Annotated in this window: 20 protein-coding genes and 1 pseudogene; 15 read left to right on the forward strand and 6 right to left on the reverse strand. The window is 71.5% G+C overall.

Translation table 11 applies throughout. The features are described 5' to 3' along the window. The first annotated feature begins 21 nt into the window (after window positions 1-21). The 6 genes from OG711_RS23220 to OG711_RS23245 all read left to right on the forward strand — a co-directional run bounded on the left by OG711_RS23220 (window position 22) and on the right by OG711_RS23245 (window position 8,272). Window positions 22-846: an HAD family hydrolase gene (locus OG711_RS23220; protein ID WP_073793089.1), complete on the forward strand. Its 825-nt coding sequence runs from the start codon at window positions 22-24 to the stop codon at window positions 844-846. Window positions 847-1,234: 388 nt separating this feature from the next. Continuing rightward, the gene (locus OG711_RS23225) at window positions 1,235-2,245 is read left to right on the forward strand and encodes a polyprenyl synthetase family protein (RefSeq protein ID WP_073792951.1); all 1,011 of its coding nucleotides are present in this window, start codon (window positions 1,235-1,237) and stop codon (window positions 2,243-2,245) included. A 1,296-nt stretch (window positions 2,246-3,541) separates the two neighbouring features. After that, the gene (locus tag OG711_RS23230) at window positions 3,542-4,582 is read left to right on the forward strand and encodes a CHRD domain-containing protein (RefSeq protein ID WP_329560253.1); all 1,041 of its coding nucleotides are present in this window, start codon (window positions 3,542-3,544) and stop codon (window positions 4,580-4,582) included. 268 nt (window positions 4,583-4,850) lie between these two features. Next, complete coding sequence (locus OG711_RS23235; RefSeq protein ID WP_073792950.1) at window positions 4,851-6,149, forward strand: LolA family protein; 1,299 nt, start codon at window positions 4,851-4,853, stop codon at window positions 6,147-6,149. A 217-nt stretch (window positions 6,150-6,366) separates the two neighbouring features. Beyond that, entirely contained in the window at window positions 6,367-7,317 is a 951-nt protein-coding gene (locus OG711_RS23240) for an ABC transporter ATP-binding protein (protein WP_329560254.1), read from the forward strand. Between the two features lie 46 nt (window positions 7,318-7,363). Next, complete coding sequence (locus OG711_RS23245; RefSeq protein ID WP_405674954.1) at window positions 7,364-8,272, forward strand: ABC transporter permease; 909 nt, start codon at window positions 7,364-7,366, stop codon at window positions 8,270-8,272. A 123-nt stretch (window positions 8,273-8,395) separates the two neighbouring features. On the opposite strand, the gene OG711_RS23250 is transcribed toward OG711_RS23245, so the two are convergent. The 3 genes from OG711_RS23250 to OG711_RS23260 form a co-directional block, all read right to left on the reverse strand. Next, a complete protein-coding gene (locus OG711_RS23250; RefSeq protein ID WP_329560255.1) occupies window positions 8,396-9,472 on the reverse strand; it encodes an iron ABC transporter substrate-binding protein in 1,077 nt (358 codons plus the stop codon). Window positions 9,473-10,190: 718 nt separating this feature from the next. Next, on the reverse strand, window positions 10,191-11,150 hold the full coding sequence (locus tag OG711_RS23255) for a M28 family metallopeptidase (protein ID WP_329560256.1): 960 nt from the start codon (window positions 11,148-11,150) through the stop codon (window positions 10,191-10,193). A gap of 155 nt (window positions 11,151-11,305) precedes the next feature. Next, window positions 11,306-11,764, reverse strand: coding sequence for a VOC family protein (locus OG711_RS23260; RefSeq protein ID WP_329560257.1), 459 nt, complete (start codon window positions 11,762-11,764; stop codon window positions 11,306-11,308). 182 nt (window positions 11,765-11,946) lie between these two features. Between OG711_RS23260 and OG711_RS23265 the strand changes: the two genes are divergently transcribed. The 3 genes from OG711_RS23265 (at window position 11,947) to OG711_RS23275 (ending at window position 14,094) form a co-directional block, all read left to right on the forward strand. Then, window positions 11,947-12,420, forward strand: coding sequence for a carboxymuconolactone decarboxylase family protein (locus OG711_RS23265; RefSeq protein ID WP_099280547.1), 474 nt, complete (start codon window positions 11,947-11,949; stop codon window positions 12,418-12,420). A 360-nt stretch (window positions 12,421-12,780) separates the two neighbouring features. Continuing rightward, window positions 12,781-13,506 (forward strand): DUF4232 domain-containing protein, encoded by a 726-nt coding sequence (locus tag OG711_RS23270; RefSeq protein WP_266516621.1) that lies wholly within the window; start codon window positions 12,781-12,783, stop codon window positions 13,504-13,506. 210 nt (window positions 13,507-13,716) lie between these two features. Further along, window positions 13,717-14,094, forward strand: a complete 378-nt coding sequence (locus tag OG711_RS23275) for a cupin domain-containing protein (RefSeq protein ID WP_073792943.1) — start codon at window positions 13,717-13,719, stop codon at window positions 14,092-14,094. Between the two features lie 47 nt (window positions 14,095-14,141). Here the strand turns inward: OG711_RS23275 and OG711_RS39190 are convergent. Both OG711_RS39190 and OG711_RS23280 read right to left on the reverse strand, forming a co-directional pair. Then, window positions 14,142-14,353: pseudogene (locus tag OG711_RS39190) on the reverse strand (transcriptional regulator); the annotation flags it as partial. Window positions 14,354-14,364: 11 nt separating this feature from the next. Beyond that, window positions 14,365-14,769: a DUF6326 family protein gene (locus OG711_RS23280; protein WP_218623287.1), complete on the reverse strand. Its 405-nt coding sequence runs from the start codon at window positions 14,767-14,769 to the stop codon at window positions 14,365-14,367. Between the two features lie 229 nt (window positions 14,770-14,998). Here OG711_RS23280 and OG711_RS23285 point away from each other — a divergent pair, with 229 nt between their 5' ends. Continuing rightward, window positions 14,999-16,144 carry a sensor histidine kinase gene (locus OG711_RS23285; RefSeq protein ID WP_329560258.1) on the forward strand — a complete coding sequence of 382 codons (1,146 nt, stop codon included), beginning with the start codon at window positions 14,999-15,001 and terminating at the stop codon, window positions 16,142-16,144. Then, window positions 16,141-16,788 carry a response regulator gene (locus tag OG711_RS23290; protein ID WP_073792940.1) on the forward strand — a complete coding sequence of 216 codons (648 nt, stop codon included), beginning with the start codon at window positions 16,141-16,143 and terminating at the stop codon, window positions 16,786-16,788. The genes OG711_RS23285 and OG711_RS23290 overlap by 4 nt, the downstream gene beginning before the upstream one ends. A gap of 218 nt (window positions 16,789-17,006) precedes the next feature. Here the strand turns inward: OG711_RS23290 and OG711_RS23295 are convergent, their stop codons facing one another. After that, the gene (locus OG711_RS23295) at window positions 17,007-17,279 is read right to left on the reverse strand and encodes a GntR family transcriptional regulator (RefSeq protein WP_266516613.1); all 273 of its coding nucleotides are present in this window, start codon (window positions 17,277-17,279) and stop codon (window positions 17,007-17,009) included. Between the two features lie 172 nt (window positions 17,280-17,451). Between OG711_RS23295 and OG711_RS23300 the strand changes: the two genes are divergently transcribed. The 4 genes from OG711_RS23300 to OG711_RS23315 all read left to right on the forward strand — a co-directional run bounded on the left by OG711_RS23300 (window position 17,452) and on the right by OG711_RS23315 (window position 20,287). Next, window positions 17,452-17,787, forward strand: coding sequence for a hypothetical protein (locus OG711_RS23300; RefSeq protein ID WP_329560259.1), 336 nt, complete (start codon window positions 17,452-17,454; stop codon window positions 17,785-17,787). Window positions 17,788-18,040: 253 nt separating this feature from the next. After that, window positions 18,041-18,694 carry a CGNR zinc finger domain-containing protein gene (locus OG711_RS23305; protein ID WP_266516607.1) on the forward strand — a complete coding sequence of 218 codons (654 nt, stop codon included), beginning with the start codon at window positions 18,041-18,043 and terminating at the stop codon, window positions 18,692-18,694. 557 nt (window positions 18,695-19,251) lie between these two features. Continuing rightward, window positions 19,252-19,761, forward strand: coding sequence for an FBP domain-containing protein (locus OG711_RS23310; RefSeq protein ID WP_266516604.1), 510 nt, complete (start codon window positions 19,252-19,254; stop codon window positions 19,759-19,761). Window positions 19,762-19,972: 211 nt separating this feature from the next. Beyond that, entirely contained in the window at window positions 19,973-20,287 is a 315-nt protein-coding gene (locus tag OG711_RS23315; RefSeq protein ID WP_073792936.1) for a hypothetical protein, read from the forward strand. Window positions 20,288-20,454: the final 167 nt, after the last annotated feature.

Raw genomic sequence — 20,454 nt, forward strand, 5'->3', positions numbered from 1 at the left:
CGGAGCATCCGTATTCTCGGGATCATGGCCGCACTCGCATACTCGCTCATCGCCACCGACCTCGACGGCACGCTGCTGCGCGCCGACGATTCGCTCTCGCCGCGTACCCGCGCGGCCCTGACCCGCGCGGTCGCTGCGGGCGCGGCCCACATCGTGGCCACCGGGCGGCCGGTCCCGCAGGTCGTCCCCGTGCTGCGGGAGCTGGGGCACCGGGGGCTCGCGGTGTGCGGGCAGGGCGCGCAGCTGTACGACGCCGGATCGGGCCGGATCGTGTGGTCGGTGACCCTGGACCGGGAGATCGCCGAGGTCGCGCTGGGCAAGGTGGAGGCCGAGGTGGGCAGCGTCCTCGCGGCGGTGAACCAGGACGGCACCGACGGGCTGATGCTGATGGAGCCCGGGTTCACCGTCCGTCATCCGACACTGTCCGGGGAGCGTGCGGGGCATCGTGACGAGCTGTGGGACCGGCCGCTGACCAAGGTGCTGATCCACCACCCCGAGCTGGCCGAGGACGAGCTGGCGGCGGCGGCCCGGACCGTCGTCGGCGATCTGGTGACCGTCACCATGGCCGGTCCCGGCGCGGTCGAGCTCCAGCCGCTGGGCATCACCAAGGCCACCGCCCTCGCGCGGGCCGCCGATCTGCTCGGCACCGGGCCCCGGGACACCCTCGCCTTCGGGGACATGCCGAACGACATCCCCATGTTCCTGTGGTCCGCCCACGGCGTGGCGATGGCCAACGCCCATGACGAGCTGAAGGCCGTCTCCGACGAGATCACCGGCTCCAACGAGGACGACGGCGTGGCGGCGGTGCTGGAACGGCTCTACGGGGCCGCGCCCGTACGGACCTGATCCGGCCGGAATCCGATACGCCGGGTGACACGTGTGCGGTCCCGGCGGGCGCCGGTCCGCGCGGGACCGGGACCCCGGGGCGGGGCGGGTCGCGGTTGCGGTGCCCACCGGACGGACGGGGGCGGTGACCAGGGACTCCGGTGCGGATGGGAACCTTGTCCCCGGGTCGGCGGTTCCCGTCTTTCCCTGGGTTTCGTGTGTGTCTCCGGTGAAATCGGATGAGCTGATCAAAAACCTACCGGCATTGATCGCGTGGTGCCCCGCACGGTCGGGCGGGGGCTCACAGTGATCGAAAGGGGACCGGATACGCTGACTTGAGTGATAGCGGCGACACATCGACAAACCGTGTGTACGACCTCGTGACCGTCAGCAGACAGGAGACCCCCTCGTGACCGTCGTCGGGCCTTTCGGGCTGAGCGTGCGGGACCAGGCTCTCGAAGCCGATGTCCAGGCCGGATTGGCTGCTGTCGAGGAGGGGCTGCTCGAAGCCACCAAGAGCGAGGTGCCCTTCATCACCGGGGCCGCCCAGCACCTGGTGCGTGCCGGGGGCAAGCGCTTCCGGCCCCTGCTGGCGATGCTCGCGGCGCAGTTCGGTGACCCGTACGCGCCGGGTGTGGTGCCCTCGGCCGTGGTCGTGGAGCTGACGCATCTGGCGACGCTCTACCACGACGACGTGATGGACGAGGCGGACGTACGGCGCGGGGTGCCCAGCGCCAACAGCCGCTGGGACAACTCGGTGGCCGTGCTCACCGGCGACTTCCTGTTCGCCCGCGCGTCCCACATCCTGGCCGACCTCGGGCCCGAGGCCGTCCGTATCCAGGCCGAGGCGTTCGAACGCCTGGTCACCGGTCAGATCCTGGAGACCGCCGGCCCGCGCGACGGACGGGACCCCGTCGACCACTACCTCGATGTGATCGGCGGCAAGACGGGGTCGCTGATCGCGGTCGCCGGCCGCTTCGGGGCGATGATGTCGGGCGCCGACGACACGGTCGTCGACGTGCTCACGCAGTACGGGGAGCGGCTCGGGGTCGCGTTCCAGCTCGCGGACGACGTCCTCGACATCGCGTCCGACTCCCATGAGTCGGGCAAGACGCCCGGCACGGATCTGCGGGAGGGCATTCCCACGCTGCCCGTGCTGCGGCTGCGGGAGCGGGCCGCGCGGCTCGGGCACGCGGAGGATCTCGCGCTGTGCGCGTTGCTGGACTCCGATCTGAGTGACGACGCGCGCCATCGTGAGGCGCTGACGCGGTTGCGGGCGCATCCCGCGCTGGAGCAGGCCCGGCGGGACACCGTGCGGTACGCGCAGGACGCTCGGGCCGCGCTCGGGCCCTTGCCGGAGTGTTACGCGAAGGCGGCGTTGGTGGAGCTGTGCGATGCGGTGGTCCACCGCGCGGGCTGAATCCCCTTCGCGGGTCGCCTTCGCTTGCGCTTCCCAGGTCCGTCCGGGTGGACGAACTTCGTTGCTGTGCCGTCGCTCGTCGTTTTCGCGCAGTTCCCCGCAGGTCGCCTTCGCTCGCGCCTCCCAGGTCTGTCCGGGTGGGCGCACTTCGTTCGTGTGCCGTCGCTCGGTGGGTGCGCAGTTCCCCGCGCCCCTGGATGCTGCCTCCTGCTGTCGCTCGTCGGGTGCGGGCCGGTTCTCGTCTTCGCGCAGTTCCCCGCGCCCCTTTGGGGCGCGTTCTGTCGGTCCTTCGGGTCGGGGCCGGTCGGGATTCTCCGTCCTCGATCCAACGCGCTCGGTCGGACGTTCCCCTTGCCGTGCTGAAGAGCATCGGAGTCTGCGGGCAGAGATTCCCGCCCACCCCCTCCCGTAGCAACGCGACTGCGCGAGGAGAGGGGTGCCCCGTCAGGGGCGCGGGGAACTGCGCAACAACGAGGGCCGACCCGCACCCGAAGAGCGACCGTGATGGGGCAGCACCTCAGGGGCGCGGGGAACTGCGCGAGCAACCTCGGGCGATCCGCAGCCGAACGGGAACCGTAAGGGGCGCGACCTGAGGGGCGCGGGGAACTGCGCACCCCACGAGCGACGGCACCGGGAACAGGTACGCCCAGCCGGACAGACCTGGGAAGCGCGAGCGAAGGGCGACCTGCGGGGAACTGCGCGAGCAACCTCGGGCGATCCGCAGCCGAACGGGAACCGTAAGGGGCGCGACCTGAGGGGCGCGGGGAACTGCGCACCCCACGAGCGACGGCGCAGGGGCAAGTACGTCCAGCACCGGAAACCTCGGGGGCGCGAGCGAAGGCGACCTGCGGGGAACTGCGCGAGAACGAGGGCGACCCGCACTCGAAGAAGCGACCGCAAGAGGGCAGCACGTAAGGGGCGCGGGGAACTGCGCACCCACCGAGCGACGGCACCGCGAACAAGTGCGCCCACCCGGACAGACCTGGGAAGCGCGAGCGAAGGGCGACCTGCGGGGAACTGCGCACCCCACGAGCGACGGCACAGGGAACAAGTACGTCCAGCCGGACAGACCTGGGAAGCGCGAGCGAAGGCGACCCGCGGGGAACTGCGCACCCACCGAGCGACGGCGCGGGGAACCGGGGTGAACCAGGTCCGGCGGAGCCACGTGTGGGGGGTGGGCGCGCTCAGCCGGGTGGATCTCCGCTTGGGCCGACCGCGAAGGGGGAACCGGTCCCTTCGCCACACGCCGCAGGCAGACGCCGCAGTCGTCCGCCTCGAACGGGGAGGTTTACTGATATGAACGTATTTGCCAATCGCCGCCGCACCGTGATCACGGTCGGCTCCCTGGCCGCCGCCACCGCGCTGGGCGTCACCGTCACGGTCCTGCCCGCGACAGCGGACAGCGGCGCCCGGGACACCGGGGGCCATGGCCTCACCCACCGCGACGGGCATGCCGCCGGCCACGGCAGCGGTACCCCGTCAGGGGCGGGCACCACAGAAGGTGCGGCTACCGCCGCCGGTACGAGTACCGTCCTCGCCGCGTCCCTGCGCGGGGCCAACGAGGTGCCGCCCGCCAGCGGCGCGGCCGTGGGCGACCCGGACGGAGGCGCCCTCCTGTTCCTGCGGGTCAAGGGCGACAAGGTGTCCGTCGCGGTGAAGTGGCACGGCGTCACCCCGCCCACCGCGCTGCACATCCACGACGGGGTCAAGGGCGTCAACGGAGCCATCGAGGTCGACTACACCCCGCTGCTCGGCGCCGCCAGGGGCAACAGCCTGACCGCCACCGTCACCGTCACGGACCGGACGGTGCTCCAGCGGCTGAGGGACGACCCGGCCGGCTTCTACGCGAATCTGCACACCGCCGAGTTCCCGGGCGGGGCGGTCCGGGGCCAGCTCCACAAGGTCACCGCCCGCGTCGACTTCCGGCACGCCCCGGACAGCTTCCAGGCGTCCGTCGTCAAGGGCGAGCAGATCTACCGTTGCGAGCGTAACCGCGCCGGTGGCCACAGCTTCGCGCAGCGCGATGTGCGGGCCGTGCTCGACGGCCGGATCGGCCACACCTTCACCCGGCCCGGCTCCGGGACCCCCCGGTGGGTCGCGCGCGACGGCAGCGCCGTCACCGGCGAGGTCGTCGGCCGGACGCCGAACGGCGCCGCGAACATCCCCGAACTGGACCTCAGGGCAAAGAAGTCGGGCAAGAAGCAGGGGCTGCTCGCCACCACCGCCGAGATCCTCCGGCTCAACACGACCGGCGGCGTCGCCCCGGCGGGGAACTGCGTGCCCGGCACGGTCAAGGGGGTCCCGTACGGCGCGGACTACGTCTTCGTCCAGCGCTGACGGCGTCCCGGGAGCCGACGCGCGGCCCTGGGGCGGGCCTTGCACACGCACACGGGTGGTGTCATCCCCTACGGGAGAGTGAACGTGGTACCCGTGGATGTCATACCTCGGCAGTACGGGAAGTTGGCTCCGAGGTCTGACGCCCCGGGGCATGGGATTTGGTCTCATGGAGAGGAGCACTCCTGAGCACCCGGGTGAGAATGGCGGCGCGGGGTGGACCCATCAGGGGTACGGAAGGTCGTCGCCGGACCACGGAGGTAGGGCACACATGGCACCGTACGAATCCGAGAAGACTCCCGTCGAGGGCGCAGCAGGCTCCGCGCGGGCCGCACGACCCCGCGCGGGGCGCCGCCGGGCGGCACGGTACGCCGTCCCGGTGACGGTCGTGGGGGTGGCGGTGGCGACCATCGGCCTCGTCCCCGCGCTCGCCGACTCGGGCGACCCGGACCTGCCGGAGATCAGCGCACAGCAGCTCATCGAGAAGATCGCCGCGTCGGAGACCGAGCAGCTCTCGGGCACGGTGAAGATCAGTACCGATCTCGGGCTGCCGAGCATCGCGTCCGGGGCCCTCGGCTCCTTCGCCCCCGAGGGTGAGGGGAGCTCGACGGCCGATCCGCAGGCCAAGCTGCTGGAGCTCGCGCAGGGCACCCACACCCTGCGGGTCGCGGCGGACGGCGCGGAGCGCGCCAAGCTGTCGGTGCTGGGCGAGGCGTCCGAGTACAGCCTCATCCGCAACGGCGGGGACGTATGGGCGTACGACAGCGGGTCGAACGAGGTGTTCCACGCCAAGGGCGGGGCCCATGAGAGCGCGGGGAAGGACCGCGCGCAGAAGGACAAGCGGCAGAGCAAGGCCGACGACCTCCCGGCCACGCCCAAGGCGTTCGCCGACGAGGTGCTGAAGGCCGCCGGGGACACCACCTCGGTCACCGTGGACGGCAGCACGCGCGTCGCGGGCCGGGACGCGTACAAGCTCGTCGTCAAGCCGAAGGCGTCGGGTTCGACCGTCGGGTCGATCCAGCTCGCGGTCGACGCGAAGAACGGCACCCCGCTGAAGTTCACACTGGTCCCCGCGGCCGGTGGCAGCGCGATCGTGGACGTCACCTTCACCAAGGTCGACTTCGCCAAGCCGGCGGCCTCGACCTTCGACTTCACCCCGCCCAAGGGCGCCGAGGTCACCGAGGCGGACGGCCTGGCGGACGCCAAGGACGCCCCCAAGGACAGGCCGAAGGGCGGGGACGCGCCGAAGTTCGACGGTCTCCCGCTGCCCGGCATCGGGGACGCGGCCACGGCCGACGGCGCCCGGACGAAGGTCATCGGCTCCGGGTGGAACGCCATAGCCGAGATCAGCACACCCGGCGGGGCGGCCCTGCCGTCCGGCGGGGAGGACGTGCCGGGCGCGGCGGGCCAGTTCCTCGACTCCCTCGGGGACAAGGTCTCCGGGAAGTTCGGTTCCGGCACGGTCTACTCGACCCGCCTGGTGAACGCCCTGGTCACCGACGACGGCAAGGTGTACGTCGGCGCGGTCACCAAGGACACGCTGCTGAAGGCGGCGGAGGGCGCCCGCTGACCCCTCCGGGGTCCGGGCGGATCTGATCGACCCGGAGGTCCGGGGCGGACCGTTCGCGGCCCGCCCCGCACCACCCGGCGAGCCCGCACGGCCGGGTCCGGGCGCCCGGCGGTTCCCGTCCCGGTACCCAGGACAGACGGGTGGGCACCGGCCCCGTACACACGGGGCCGGGGGCCCGAGGAGGTCGGGTAGCGTCGGCCGGGGGAGGTGGGCCACTGTGGCGGAAACCGACGACGGCCCGGCGGTCATCACGACCAAGGGGCTGACGAAGCGGTACGGCCGGGGACAGCTCGCGGTCGACGGACTGGACCTCAGCGTCCCCGAAGGCAGCGTCTTCGGCTTCCTCGGGCCCAACGGCTCCGGGAAGACCACCACCATCCGCATGCTGATGGGCCTGATCGAGCCGACCACGGGCACCGCCGAGGTGCTGGGCAGCCCGATGCCCCGCGCGTCCCGCACGGTGCTCCCCCAGGTGGGCGCCCTGATCGAGGGCCCCGCGCTGTACGGATTCCTGACCGGCCGCGACAACCTCGTCCGCTACGACTCCGCCGACCCCACCGCCGACCCCCGCACCCGCCGCGCCCGGGTGGAGACCGCCCTTCAGCGGGTGGGACTCACCGCCGCCGCGGGGAAGAAGGCGCGTGCCTACAGCCTCGGGATGAAACAGCGGCTCGGGCTCGCGGCGGCCCTGCTGCGCCCCCGTCGGCTGCTCGTCCTCGACGAGCCGACCAACGGTCTCGACCCGCAGGGCATGCGGGAGATCCGCGCGCTGGTACGGGAGCTGGCCTCGGACGGGACGACGGTGTTCCTGTCCTCCCATCTCCTCGACGAGATCGAGCAGGTGTGCACCCACGCGGCGGTGATGGCCCGGGGCCGGCTGATCGTCCAGGGCCCGGTGGCCGAGCTGGCCTCGGGTGTCCGGGGCAGACTCGTCGTCACCACCCCCGACCCGGCCGACGCCGCCCGGCTGCTGAAGGAACGGGGCCTGGTCGATGTCGTCGTCACGGACGACCGCGTCACGGCCGAGCCTCCCGACGGTGAACTCGCCGAGGTCTCCCGGGCCCTGGTGGAGGCGGGCGTACGGGTACGGGGCTTCGCCGTGGAGCGGGCCTCGCTGGAGGACGCGTTCATGGCGCTGACGGGGGAGGGCTTCGATGTCGCGCAGTGAGACGGCCGGGGCGGGGGAAGCCCGTGCCGGAGCGGATGACGTGGACATGGGGACGGATGACGTGGGAACGGGTCCCGCAGGGCCGGGTGCCGCCGGTGTGCCGTCCGCCGCCGGTCGTGAGCCGCGGTGGACCTGGACGTTCGGGCTGTTCCGGTCCGAGCTGGTGATGACGTTCCGGCGCTGGCGGACGGTCGCGCTGCTCGGGGTGCTCGCGGCCGTACCGCTCCTGGTGGGCATCGCCGTGCGGATCGAGACCGGCGGTGGTCCGGGCGGGGCGGGCGCGGGCCCGGCCTTCATCGCGCAGGTCACGAACAACGGGCTCTTCCTCGTCTTCACCGGGCTCGCCGCGACCCTGCCGTTCTTCCTGCCGATGGCCGTCGGGGTGGTGGCCGGGGACGCCGTCGCGGGCGAGTCCGGTGCGGGCACCCTGCGGTATCTGCTGGTGGCCCCGGCCGGCCGGACCAGACTGCTGCTGGTCAAGTACGCCGCGGTGCTCACGTTCTGCCTGGTCGCGACGCTGGTGGTGGCGGTGTCGGCGCTCACCGTGGGGGCGCTGCTGTTCCCGCTCGGTGATCTCACCACCATCTCCGGGACCCGGATCAGCTTCGGTGAGGGGCTGGTGCGGACCGCGCTGATCGCGGTCGCCGTCGCGCTGTCGCTGGTCGGGATCGCGGCGCTGGGGCTGTTCGTGTCCACGCTGACCCACAGCGGTATCGCCGCGATGGCGACGACGGTGGGGCTGCTGATCACGGTGCAGATCCTCGACCAGATACCCCAGTTGCACGCGATACAGCCGTACCTCTTCTCGCATCACTGGCTGTCGTTCGCGGATCTGATGCGGGAGCCGGTGTACTGGGACGACCTGGTCCGTAACGCGGGAGTCCAGGCGGTGTACGCGGCGGTGTTCGGGTCGGCGGCCTGGGCGAGGTTCACGGCGAAGGACGTCACGGCGTAACGCCACACCCGACGCCCCCCGTTACGGCACCCGGCACACCGAACCACCCGGCACACCGAGCACCCGAACCGCACGCCCGCGACCCGCGCCCCGGGCGCCCCGTGCCCCTCAGCCCATCCCGCCTCAGACCATCCCGGCTTCCTTGAGCATCTCCTGGGTCTTCTTGAGCGAGTCCAGCCTGCCGAGGTCGATCTTCGGGGCGTCCAGGGACTTCAGCGACGGAAGGAGGTCCTTGACGGGGGAGGTGACGCCCTCGGCGAGCGGGTACTCCTTGGTCTTCCCGGCGAAGTACTTCTGCGCCTCCTTGCCGAGCAGATAGTCGACGGCCCGCCCGGCGGCCGCGTTCTGCCCGCCGTCCTTGAGGACACCCACGCCCGCCGTGTTGATCAGGGCGCCCGGGTCGCCGCCCGGCAGGAAGTGGATCTTCGAGTGGACCTTGCCGCCGCGTGCCTCGATCGCGGCGTGCTGCTCGTACCAGTAGTAGTGGTTGATCAGGCCGAGGGCGATCTCGCCGGATTCCACGCCGTTGAGGATCGCGTCGTTCTTCCCGTACGGGCGGGCGCCGTTGGCCTTGAGGTCCTTGAGCCACTTCAGGGTGGTCCTATCGCCCTCCAGGACGCGCATCCCGGTGACGAACGACTGGAAGGACGCGTTGGTGGGCGCGTAGCCGACCTTGCCCTTCCACTTGGGCCCGGTCAGCTCCTTGACGCTGTCCGGGGCCGCGTCGGTCTGCCGTGCGTCGTACGCGATGACCCGCGACCGGCCGGAGACGCCGATCCAGTCGCCCCCGCTGCCGCGGAACGCGGAGTCGACCTTCTCCAGCGAGGCCCGGGGCAGTTCGGCGAGCATCCCGGCGCGCGACAGCGCGCCGAGCGCGCCCGCGTCCTGCGAGAAGAACAGCCCGGCCTGGGTCCGGTGGCCCTCCTTCAGGATGCGGGCGGCCAGTTCGGCGCTGTCGCCGTAGTGGATCTCGACCTTGGTGTTGGTGGCCTTCTCCAGCTTGGCGACGATCGGGGCGACCAGTTTCTCGTCGCGCCCGGAGTAGATGACCAGCTTCTCGGCGGCCCGCACCTTGGGGTCGGCCTTCCGCTCCTTCTTGTCGCCCGAACCGCTGCCGGACCCGCCGCAGGCGGCGAGCGCGGGCAGCAGCAGCGCGGACAGCGCGAGGGTGCTGCCGCGATGGGTGGGGGGACGGCGCATGAAGGACCTCCGGGCCGGCCCGGGGCCGGGGGTCTGGGCGGCCGCCGGGGGCGAGTTGGGAAGTCCCATCAATAGGGTCAGCCTTGTTTGACTGTCAATTGCTGGCCAAGTAACAGTCAAATCACGACAGCGGCGCGCTCCCGAGCGGGGCAAGAGCAGCGGAAGTTGGACTCTGAGTTGTATTGACCCGGGCTCTGAGTGTGATTTGCGAGCCCTGGGACTTGATAGTGGGGGCGCCCGCCCTGGCAGTTCCGCGAGGGTCACCCGGGGCGGCGATACGGAAATCTCCCACCGGACGGTGACACAAGGGTATCCCGTGCCCGAATCCCCGCCGTGCCCGAATCCCAGCCAGGGCCGACCGCCCAGCCAGGGCCGACCGCCCCGTCGGAGCCGACCGCCCCATCGGAGCCGACCGCCCCGGTGGCGGACCGTCCCTCCTGGACCCGAGGTCCCGCCAGGGGGCCGACCGCCCTGATGGACGGCCGGCCCCCGGCCGGGACGGCGGGGCGCCGCGTGTTCGCACGGCGCACCCCCGTCCACGTGGCCTGCGCCGCGGGCCGGGGGGCGGAGCCCTGCCCGGTCGGCGGGCCCGTGCCACGGGACCCGATGACGCCCTGACGCCCGACAGCCGGTGCCCGGCACCTGACGTCCGACGTCCGACGTCCGACGTCCGACGTCCGACACCCGGGACCGGATGTCCGGCGCCCGGCCGCCGCTGCTACGAGGAGAGCGTCCAGAGCGTGTGCGCGAGCGCGTCGCTGTTGCGGTCCAGGGCGGTCGTGGAGACGTTGGCCGTGGTGTCGCACGCGCGGTGGTAGCAGCGGTCGAACGCGACGCCGGAGGTCCCGCCCCACTTGGCGGCCTGGGCGGCCGACTTGACGTACCCGGCGCCCGTGAAGAGCCCGCCGACCGGGATGCCGACGTTCTTGAACGGGGCGTGGTCCGAGCGGCCGTCGCCCTCGGTCTCGATCTCGGTCGGGACGCCGAGCCCGGCGAAGTAGCCCTTGAACGTCTGCTCGATGACCGGGTCGTCGTCATAGACGAAGTAACCCGGGTTGGGGGAGCCGACCATGTCGAGGTTGAGGTAGCCCTTGATCCGGGTGCGGTCGGCCGCGGACAGCCCGTTCACGTAGTTGCGGGAGCCCACCAGGCCCAGCTCCTCGGCGCCCCACCACGCGAACCGCAGATGCTTCGTGGGCCGGAACTGCGCGCGGGACACGGCCAGCGCGGTCTCCAGGACCGCCGCCGAACCGGTCGCGTTGTCGTTGATCCCGGCGCCCGCGGCCACACTGTCGAGATGGGCGCCCGCCATGATCACCTGGTTGGGGTCGCCGCCCGGCCAGTCGGCTATCAGGTTGTACCCGGCGCGCCCGCCGGAGGTGAAGGTGCGGATGCTCGTCGTGTACCCGGCCGCGTCCAGCTTGGCCTTGACGTAGTCGAGCGAGGCCCGGTAACCCGGCCTGCCGTGGGCGCGGTTGCCCCCGTTGGCCGTGGCGATGGACTGGAACTGGTTCAGATGACCCGTCAGGTTCGCCAGCGGGATGTCCGGGGCCGCCGCGACCTTCGGCGCGGTGGTCGGACCGGTGACGAACCCGCTGGTGAGAAGGGTGGCACCGGCGGCGAAGGCGGCGATGAGCGCCCGGCGTCGTACGGTGCGACGGGTGAGGGTGGCGGTCATGTGGGGGGCTCCGGATTCCGTGGGGGGAACTGAGGAGCCCGATGGTCAGCGGAACATGAGATTCCATCAAGAGCGCTATTTGGACACTGGTGTTCGGATAGCGGGAATCGTTCGATAGTCGAACGTGCGGCGATCCGGTGCCGGGGCGCGGACCGTCAGCTCACGCAGAACTCGTTGCCCTCGGGATCGCTCATGACGACCCACTCACCTCCCGGTTCCTTCACCCGCGTCAGTACGGTGGCGCCGCGATCCGCCAGCCGGGCCACTTCCGCCTCGCGCTCACCGGCCGCCGGGTGCACGTCGATATGTAGCCGATTCTTGACGGTCTTCACCTCGGGCACCCGCTGGAACAGCAGCCGCCGCCCCAGCCCCGTCCCGCTCGCCTCGTCGTAGGGGTCGTCGGGGTGCCGCACCGCGACGAGGTCCCGCCAGGCCCGGCGCCCCCAGCGCTCGACGGTCAGCTCCTCGGGGGCGTGTCCGGCGGCCAGCAGCCCCTCGATGAGCGCGTTGTTGTCCTCGATCGCATAGCCGAGGGCGTCGGCCCAGAACTCCGCCTGTGCGTGCGGGTCCCCGGCGTCGATGACGAGCTTCCAGTGCAGGGTGCGTGAAGTCATGTAACCAGTTATAGAGGTTACGTTCGGGAGCCGCAAGCGCCGGACGGGTACGGGGTGTTGGAGTCGTCACGGGAGCGTGGGGGTGGCCTGAGTGGCGCAGGTCACACGCGTCCGTGTCACATCCTGACGCGCCGTTCCGTCGAAGAGGTGCAACCCGATGACGATGGCGCAAGGAGTGCACCATGAGTGCTCGTTTGAACCTCTTCGGCAACCAGCTCGCTGGCAAGTTCGTGCAGCAGCTCAGCGCGGCGGGGAAGGTGATATCGGACTCGACGCTGCCGGCCGCGACACAGGAACTGGTGAAGATCCGCGCCAGCCAGATCAACGGCTGTGGATTCTGCACCGACATGCACACCAAGGAGGCCACGCACGCGGGGGAGACCGCCACCCGCCTCCACCTGGTCGCGGCCTGGCGCGAGGCCACGGTGTTCACCGACGCCGAGCGCGCCGCGCTGGAGCTGGCGGAGGAGGGCACCCGTATCGCCGACGCGGCGGGCGGTGTCCCGGACGAGGTCTGGGCGAACGCCGCCAAGCACTACGACGAGGAGCAGCTGGCCGCGCTGGTGGCCCTCATCGCCATCATCAACGCCTTCAACCGCGCCAACGTCATCGTCCAGCAGCCCGCGGGCAGCTACCAGCCCGGCCAGTTCGGCTGACGGCGACCGCTTGAGAAGTCCGGCACGCGGTACCCGGCCGGGGGCGCACCCGCCCCCGGCGGGGCCCGCTCCCGCACGGGGCCCGCCGGTGCCCCGTGCGCGTACGGGGTCCGTGGTGCGGTGGGGCGGGGGTCGGGGCGCCGCACTCCGGGTACCGCCGCAGGTCAGGGCCCGGCGTGGGACGAACATGCCGTCTCCAGGTATCTCCCCTTCGTGATCATGTCACCGGTCTGTGACAGCCGGGTTCTGGAACGAATACGCGGGGAGCCGTCCGGCTCACCGCCGCCTCATAGTGATCGAGCGACCACCGAGCGGCCGAGACCGATTCGGCCTCGACCACCGATCACCCAAGGGGATTTCATGTTCCGCGACCGTCGCAAGTCCTTCCTCGTCTCCGCGGCCCTCGTGGGCGGCGCCATGCTGCTGACGGCGTGCCAGGACACGGCCAAGGACAACGGCGCGCGGGATTCGTCGTCCGCCGCTTCGGCCGGGAGCGAGGCCGCCGAGTCCGGCTCGTCGGCCGCGGAGAGCGGTGCGGGCGGCGACAAGGGTGCCGACTCGACGGACAAGGGTGCCGAGGAAGCGCCGGGCTCCGGTGCCGACACGGGCGACGGGGAGCGGCAGCCGGTCACCGAGGACCAGGGCGGTTCCGGTGTCGACACCGGCGACGGGGAGCGGACGCCGGTCGGGCAGAGCTGCGGCACCAACGACATCTCCTGGAGCACCAGGGCCGAGAGCCAGGCCGGCGGATACATCCTGATCATCGCGAAGGCGAAGCCGGGGATCACCTGTGACCTGGCGGCCGCGCTCCCGGTCGTGGCGTTCGGCTCCGACGGCACCGAGGCGGGTCCCGCCGAGCAGTCCGCAGGCCGGCAGATCACGCTGACCGGGGACACCACCGCCTACGCCGGGCTGAACCCGAAGACCACCACGGAGGACGGTGGCAAGGAGCTGGAGCACATCATCGTCAGCGCCGCCGACGACGACCCGAACCCGGTCTCCCTGCCGGTCGGCACCATCACCGTCGACAAGCCGGTCGTCACCAACTGGCACACCGCCCCGTCCGACGCCGTCCCCGTCAGCTGAACAGCCCCCGGCGCATGACGCGCGCCCGCTCGCCCACCCGAATGCGCGGCCCCGTCCCGTCCCGACTCGGGCAACGCCCGGCCCGGTCCCGGAGGATCTGGCCTGATGACGGCCCCGCCGACCGGACCGGCGGAACCGATGTCCGGCGGAACCGATCCGCGGCGGAGCCGGTTTCCGATCACGGGAACAGCTTTGCTAGCGTCCGGCCTCGTGAACGACAGCGTGTACGTGGGCAATGCGGGCAAGGATGCGGCACTGGACCGGGGATGGCTCCTCGGACACTTCAAGGATGTCGGTGACCCGCGCCACAGCGAGGCCGTGGAGATCAAGTGGGGCGTCCACCCCCCGGGCGACGAGCGCTCCCAGTGGGTGGAGGGCGAGGAACGCGTCGCTCTTCTGGTGCTCATCAGCGGCCGGTTCCGGGTCGAGCTCCCCGGTCGCAGCGTGCTTCTGGAGCAGCAGGGTGACTACGTCGTGTGGGGGCGCGGAGTCGACCACTCCTGGATCGCGGAGGAGGAGTCGGTGGTGCTGACCGTCCGCTGGCCGTCGGTACCCGGCTACGCGGTGCCGGAGAAGCCCGAGGCCTAGGTCCGCGCTTCCGGCACGTGCCGACTTCACCCGCCCGGACACCGCCCGGACAGCATGAGCGTCCGTATGCCCGCTGCGTACGCGGCTTCCAGGTCACGCCGCTGAAGAGGTGACACGGCAAGCGCGGCTTGCGACATGGCACCTCGGCGGGCTCGGTTCCGCCGGTCCGTGTGCCCGATCGACCGGCGGGCGTGTTTTCGGCGGCCTCGGCGTCGCCCAGGTCCCGGAAGGTGTTCGCGTGTTCCCCGCGCGGGTACGCGGAGCGGGCAGTCACGCCTGCTGCGGCCTGCGGCGCGGCCAGGTCCAGGCGGAGCGCAGGATGAAGGCCAGGAGCAGCACCTCCAGTCCGATGGAGAGGCCGTAGAAGTAGGAGTAGGTCCAGGACTCCCCTGCCGCGTTGAACAGCGAGACGGGGATGTAGAGCGCTGCTACGACGAGGTTGATGCCGCGGTTGACACGGGCGGGCAGTGTCACGGAGAGCAGGATCATGAGGATCGGGACGGCCATGAGCGTGAGCGCGACGGCGACAAACGTCGGACCGGTGTCGAACTCGTGGACGGTGCCGGCCAGGAGGTCGTCGATGAAACCGGGCTTGTACAGGGCGAGGTAGTCGACGTAGATGTAGAGGAACATGAAGCTGGTCCATGCCGCCGCGAGCTTGGCCCGCACGGGCATGCGCGGATCTTCCAGCGTGCTCCGGGGCGGCGGATTCTCCGGTGCGGTACGGGATCGAGGCGTTCTCATCGCAATGCTCCCTTGCTCGATCGGGTGGTGCTTCCACCTTCACGGATGCCGGCGGCGGGCACATCAGCCGCAGAGCCTGATTCGACCTGGCCATCGGCACAGCCGGGCTCTTGTACTTTCGGCGGATACACCGAGCACGCGGGCCGCCTAGGCTGATCAGATGGCCACCAACGCACTCCGCTCGCTGTGGGCCGAACCCCGACCCGCCAATGCCCCGGGCCGGAGGCCGCGGGACTGGGCCCTGGTCGCGGTACTGAGCTGCTGGTCCCTGCTGGAAGCGGTGCTTCGCCAGGACCTGGCGCCACGCCCGCTGCTGCTGCTCGCGGTGCCCGCGGTCCTCGGACCCCTGCTGTGGCGGCGCACGCACCCGCTCGTCGCGGTCGCGGTCTCCTTCGGCACGCTGACGGTCGTCGACATCGTCAGAATCCTCACCGGGTCGCAAGGCGCCCTGCTGAACAGCATCTCCGCGGCGCTGATCCTGGCCTACGCCCTGTTCCGGTGGGGCTCCGGCCGGGAAGCCGCCGGCGGCCTCGGCGTCATCCTGCTCTGGCTGGCCCTCACCAACATCGCCGACACCACCAGCCTGGCGGATTCGGTCGCGGCATACGGGTTCTTCCTGTTCGCCGCCGCGCTCGGCGCCGCGATCCGCTATCACACGAAGATCCTTATCCGCGACATCGACCAGGCCAAGGCCCGCGAACGCGAACAGCTCGCCCGTGAGCTCCACGACACCGTCGCCCACCACGTCTCGGGCATCGCCATCCAGGCCCAAGCGGGACGTGCCGTCGCGGCCTCCCGCCCCGAGCGTGCCGTCGAGGCCCTGGCTGTCATCGAGGACGCGGCGACCCGCACCCTCACCGAGCTGCGCGCCATCGTCGGCGTACTCCGCGACACACAGGACACCGAGTTCGCGCCGCAACCCGGCATGGCCGAGGTCGAGCAGCTCGCCACCGATGGCCGGACGCGTCCCTGCGTCGAGGTGACGCTGTCCGGCGAGTTCGACGGCCTCAGCCCGGCGGTCGGGGCCGCGGTCTACCGCCTGGCCCAGGAGTCCGTCACCAACGCCCGACGGCACGCCCGCCAGGCGACCCAGGTCACCGTCGCCGTCACAGGCGACGCCGACCACGTACGGCTGACCATCGACGACGACGGCTCCGCCGCCGGCCGCCGCGCCCCGGCCGGGTACGGCCTCGTGGGCATGCGGGAACGCGCCTCACTGCTCGGCGGCACCTTCCACGCGGGCCCCGCCGCCGAGCGGGGCTGGCGGGTGGAGGCGGTCCTGCCCCGAACCGGGACGCCACGATGAGCATCAGGGTCCTCATCGCCGACGACCAGCCCATCGTGCGCTCCGGGCTGACGATGCTGCTCGACGCCCAGCCCGACATCGAAGTGGTCGGCGCCGCCGCCGACGGGCGCGAGGCAGTCCGCCTGGCGCTCCAGCTGCGCCCCGACGTCGGCCTGTTCGACATCCGCATGCCGCTGATGGACGGCATCGAAGCCACCCGACGCCTCGCCGGCCCCGACGTCCCCGATCCCCTGCCGATCGTGGTCATCACCACCTTCGATCTCGACGAGTACGTCCACGGGGCGCTCAAAGCCGGCGCCCGCGGGTTCCTGCTCAAGGACGCCGGACCCGCCCTGCTGACCCAGGCCGTCCACGCCGCCGCCGACGGAGACGCACTGATCGCACCCAGCGTCACCGTCCGACTGCTCGCAGCGTTCGCCCGCGCACAGACCCCGCCACCCAGGCAGCCGATGGAACCGCTCACCGCCCGCGAGGAGGAAGTCCTCGTGCCGGTAGCCCAAGGCCGCACCAACAATGAGATCGCCGACGAGCTCCACATCACCCCGAGCACCGTCAAGGCCCACCTCGCCGCCCTCATGCGAAAGCTCGGCGCCCGAAACCGCGTCGAGGTCGCCATGTGGGCCCACGAGACCGGCCGCATCTGACGCCGCAAGGCTCCCGCCGCCGTTTGCCGCCCCCCACAGCGTCACCAAGCGGCTCGCGCGCATATCGACCAGCCTGGGTACGCCACTCCTCCGGTCCGTTGCTGTTCGAACGGCTCGGTCTGGAACACGCTGCGGGTTCGGGACCGTCCGGCATGGGGACACCGTCCCTGTTGCCCGCTCGTGAAGTGCGTGCCTCCCGCCGGGCCGGGGGAGCGGGTCTAGCCCCCGCTGCCGGACGGGCCTTCGGCGGTCCGGTCGGTGACGTACGTGCCCCGGTGCGGCACGGTGAAGACGTATCCCTCGTCGCGCAGGAACCGGACCGCGTTGCGCGCCGTTTCGCGGGCCACGCCGTACTCCTGGACCATGTCCGACTCCGACGGGATCTTCCTGTTCACGGCCAGGGTGCCCCGCTCGATGTCGGCGATGATCCTCGCCGCGATCTGCCGGTAGACCGGAACCGGTGAGCCGTGGTCAATCGCGCCCTCTGTCATGCGCCAAACCATAGGTGAGCCGGTACGTACAGCTGTCGATGTGTACGCCTATGGCCAGAGGTAGACGAGTGCAGACAAGGGTGAGTACTGTCGGACATGAAAATGCCCCGGCAGCCGCTTAGGACCGGCTGCCGGGGCTCCGAACGACCAGCTTTCAAGGAGCTGACCGAACATGCGTGATGTTATCGCCCATGCCCTCGTGCGGGTGCTCGACCTCATCCTGTCGACGCGGCGTACCGGGCCGGGGCGGCACTCCGCCGCCCATTTCGCCGCGCGCGACGTACGCGGTGTGGCGGAGGAGGTGGCCGCCGACCCTGGATCGGTGTGGCGGCGTCCTTGGCCCGGACCCTCCTCCGCCCAGGCACGGGCCGTCTTCCGGGCGGAGGAGGCGTGCGGCCTCGACCCCGAGCGCCGGGAACGCTTCTTCGTGACCGCGTGGGCCGAACTCGGCTACGACTACCCGTATGCGGCCGACGGGGTGCACCAGTTCCGGACGGCGGCGGCGTGACGCGTGACGCGCTGACCGGCCGGGTTTCCGAGCCCCCGCGCGAACAGTGCTGTGTATGCGGGCGCTGGACGGCGGCCCCCGTGGTGATCGGGTACGGGAGGGTGGGCTGCGGTGGCGCGGGCACGCATCATGTGTGCCCCGAGCACGTCCATGCCGCCGCCTCGGGCCCGTGTGCGGCGGAGCATTCCGCGTACCGTCCGCCGGAGTTGCCGCGCGTGATGTCCGGGGCGACGTAACCGTTTATGGTGGTTACATGACGAATGAGGCAGGCGCCGGACCGGTCGGGCTCTGGCTGGGTGACCGGCGGCGGACGCCCGGCCTCACTCTGCACTCGCACGGAGGGACCTCGTTCCGCTTCGACCCCGGCGCCCTGTGCCTGGAGCTGCTGCTCACCGGGGGACCGGGGTGGCTCGCGCGGTTCGAGGTGCTGCACGAGCCCGCCGACCTGGCGCGGTGGGCGGTACTGAGCCGACTGCCGGACGGGCTCGACCTCACCGTGGACGAGGACGAACTGGCCGCCGCCCGTACCGTACGGGACGCGCTCCACGTGATCGCCGCGGACCGGGCGCACGGCCGGACGCCGGACCCGGCACGGCTCGCACAGGTCAGCGCCGCCGCGGCCGTCCCCCCGCTGGGCGTCCGCTTCACCCCGGACGGGGGACGGGCCTGGGCGCCGGGGGCCACGGGCGGACAGCTGCTGTCGACCGTCGCCCGGGACGCCGTCGAACTGTTCGGCGGACCGCACGGGGACCGGGTCCGGGAGTGCGCCACGGACAACTGCGCCCTGCTGTTCGTGGACACGTCGCGGCCGGGACGGCGGCGCTGGTGCTCGATGGAACGGTGCGGCAACCGGCACAAGGTCCGCACCCACCGGGCCCGCCCGGCGGACCCGAACGCGGGGACCTGAACGCGGGGGACCCGAAGGTGGGGGACCCGACCGTGGAGGACTCGAACGCGGCCGACCCCGGTGACGGCCGGACGGTTCGAGCAGCAGGACCACCGGGGCGACCGTCAGGACCGACGGCGGCCCGGCGGTGCCCGGTAAATGCGTGGCCTTCGTCTGGGCGCCGTTGTTACTGTCGCGGGGTTCCTTCGATGTGTTCTGGGCCCTGTGTGCCCGAGGAGAGAGATCTATGTTTCGGCTCGCGCCGCGCGCGCCTCGCGGCACCGTCTAGCTGTAGCTAGTAGTCCGTCCTCGTGACGCCGTCCTCTCTCCGACGGTGACCGGACGTGACGATCTCCGGTGCTCTGAATCAGCCCACGTCTCCGCCCGCGCGTATGTCGCGGTGCCCGGGGGCGGGTGTCTTCGTCGAGGCCGCTCGGCCTGCTCTTGCTGCCATCGCAGACCTCCCAGCAAGGAGCACCCCGGGTGTCCAGCACCTGCAAGACTCTCTCCAGCACTCCACCGAACATCCTGACCGGCACTTTCGTCTGCCACCGGCGGCAGGTGAAGTCATGCGCCCGATGAGCAGGGAAGAGGTGCGCGGCGCGATCGTGAACCTCGACCGAACCGGGAGCAAGGTACGACTGCCGGCCTGGTTCGACGACGCCCCATGGCATCGGATCGACTACCTCGGGTGGCGGGATCCGCGCGCCGCGAAGTGCGCCTACCTCGTCACGGAGGCCGACGGCCAGGCGTTGGGGGTGCTGCTGCGGCAGGCCCCGAACCATGCGGACGGATCGCGCGCGATGATGTGCGACCTGTGCCGGTCCAGCCGCCGGTTCAACGAGGTCTCACTGTTCACCGCCCGGCGCCCGTCCCGCGACAAACGCGAACGCCTGAACACCGTCGGTCTCCTCCTGTGCACCGATCTCGACTGCGCGGTGAAGACGCGTACCGAGCCGACCCGCCATGCCTACGATCCCCCGGGCGACGACATCATCGCCGCGCGCCGCGAAGGCGTGCGTTCGCGCGCGATCGCCTTCATACGTTCGGTGCCCGACGCCGAACGAACCGCACGCCGCAGAACGTGAGGTGATCCGGAGAGGGAGGACGACGAGGTCTTCCCGGCAACACGGTCGCGGCCGGCGAGCTCCGACCCGTACACGTACCCGGTCCGCACCCGAGGCGCGACAGGTGTCACCGGGGCGGGAGGTCTGGCACCGGGATTTCCGGGCAGGCGCGGCGGAAAGCTGTGGGCGTCCGACCCCTTGACGGACGGCTGCCGGTCACCCGGGAGGGCACGTGGCGAAGAAGGACCTGACAACGGACGCGGCGAAGGACCGCGAGAAGTGGCTGGCCCGTTTCCAGGTGCGGCTGGCCATGCAGCCGGGCGTGGACCGGGCAGTGGTGCTCCAGGCGGTGAAGGAGGTCACGGCGCACTGCGCGGATACGGGAGAGCAGCCGCGGGCCGCGTTCGGCGACCCGGACGCCTGTGCCGTACAGGCTGCCGCGCGGCTGGTACCGGCGGACCGGGCGGCGCGGGAGAGGCGGCAGGGTGCCGCGGTGGACAGGCTCGGCTCCGTGCTGAAGAAGGGCCGGGAGATCACCGGTCTGTGACCGGTCGGAGCGACGCCCGCCACGGCGTTCGCCGCTCGTCTCCCCGCAGCACGCCCGTCTCAGCCGTTTCCGTTCGGGGGACGGTCACCGTGACCGTCCCCCGAACGCTTCCCCGAAGCTCCCCTCTCGGGCCAGCGCCCTCCGGCCTGCCGATACGGGATTCGGAA

The sequence above is a fragment of the Streptomyces uncialis genome, assembly GCF_036250755.1.
GTDB lineage: Bacteria > Actinomycetota > Actinomycetes > Streptomycetales > Streptomycetaceae > Streptomyces > Streptomyces uncialis.

Bases quoted from the DNA above. Each gene is read 5' to 3' on its own strand.
- OG711_RS23230 (WP_329560253.1), top strand. From the start codon at position 3,542: ATGAACGTATTTGCCAATCGCCGCCGCACCGTGATCACGGTCGGCTCC.
- OG711_RS23235 (WP_073792950.1), top strand. From the start codon at position 4,851: ATGGCACCGTACGAATCCGAGAAGACTCCCGTCGAGGGCGCAGCAGGC.
- OG711_RS23245 (WP_405674954.1), top strand. From the start codon at position 7,364: ATGGGGACGGATGACGTGGGAACGGGTCCCGCAGGGCCGGGTGCCGCC.
- OG711_RS23250 (WP_329560255.1), bottom strand. From the start codon at position 9,472: ATGCGCCGTCCCCCCACCCATCGCGGCAGCACCCTCGCGCTGTCCGCG.
- OG711_RS23255 (WP_329560256.1), bottom strand. From the start codon at position 11,150: ATGACCGCCACCCTCACCCGTCGCACCGTACGACGCCGGGCGCTCATC.
- OG711_RS23260 (WP_329560257.1), bottom strand. From the start codon at position 11,764: ATGACTTCACGCACCCTGCACTGGAAGCTCGTCATCGACGCCGGGGAC.
- OG711_RS23265 (WP_099280547.1), top strand. From the start codon at position 11,947: ATGAGTGCTCGTTTGAACCTCTTCGGCAACCAGCTCGCTGGCAAGTTC.
- OG711_RS23270 (WP_266516621.1), top strand. From the start codon at position 12,781: ATGTTCCGCGACCGTCGCAAGTCCTTCCTCGTCTCCGCGGCCCTCGTG.
- OG711_RS23280 (WP_218623287.1), bottom strand. From the start codon at position 14,769: ATGCCCGTGCGGGCCAAGCTCGCGGCGGCATGGACCAGCTTCATGTTC.
- OG711_RS23285 (WP_329560258.1), top strand. From the start codon at position 14,999: ATGGCCACCAACGCACTCCGCTCGCTGTGGGCCGAACCCCGACCCGCC.
- OG711_RS23290 (WP_073792940.1), top strand. From the start codon at position 16,141: ATGAGCATCAGGGTCCTCATCGCCGACGACCAGCCCATCGTGCGCTCC.
- OG711_RS23295 (WP_266516613.1), bottom strand. From the start codon at position 17,279: ATGACAGAGGGCGCGATTGACCACGGCTCACCGGTTCCGGTCTACCGG.
- OG711_RS23300 (WP_329560259.1), top strand. From the start codon at position 17,452: ATGCGTGATGTTATCGCCCATGCCCTCGTGCGGGTGCTCGACCTCATC.
- OG711_RS23305 (WP_266516607.1), top strand. From the start codon at position 18,041: ATGACGAATGAGGCAGGCGCCGGACCGGTCGGGCTCTGGCTGGGTGAC.
- OG711_RS23310 (WP_266516604.1), top strand. From the start codon at position 19,252: ATGAGCAGGGAAGAGGTGCGCGGCGCGATCGTGAACCTCGACCGAACC.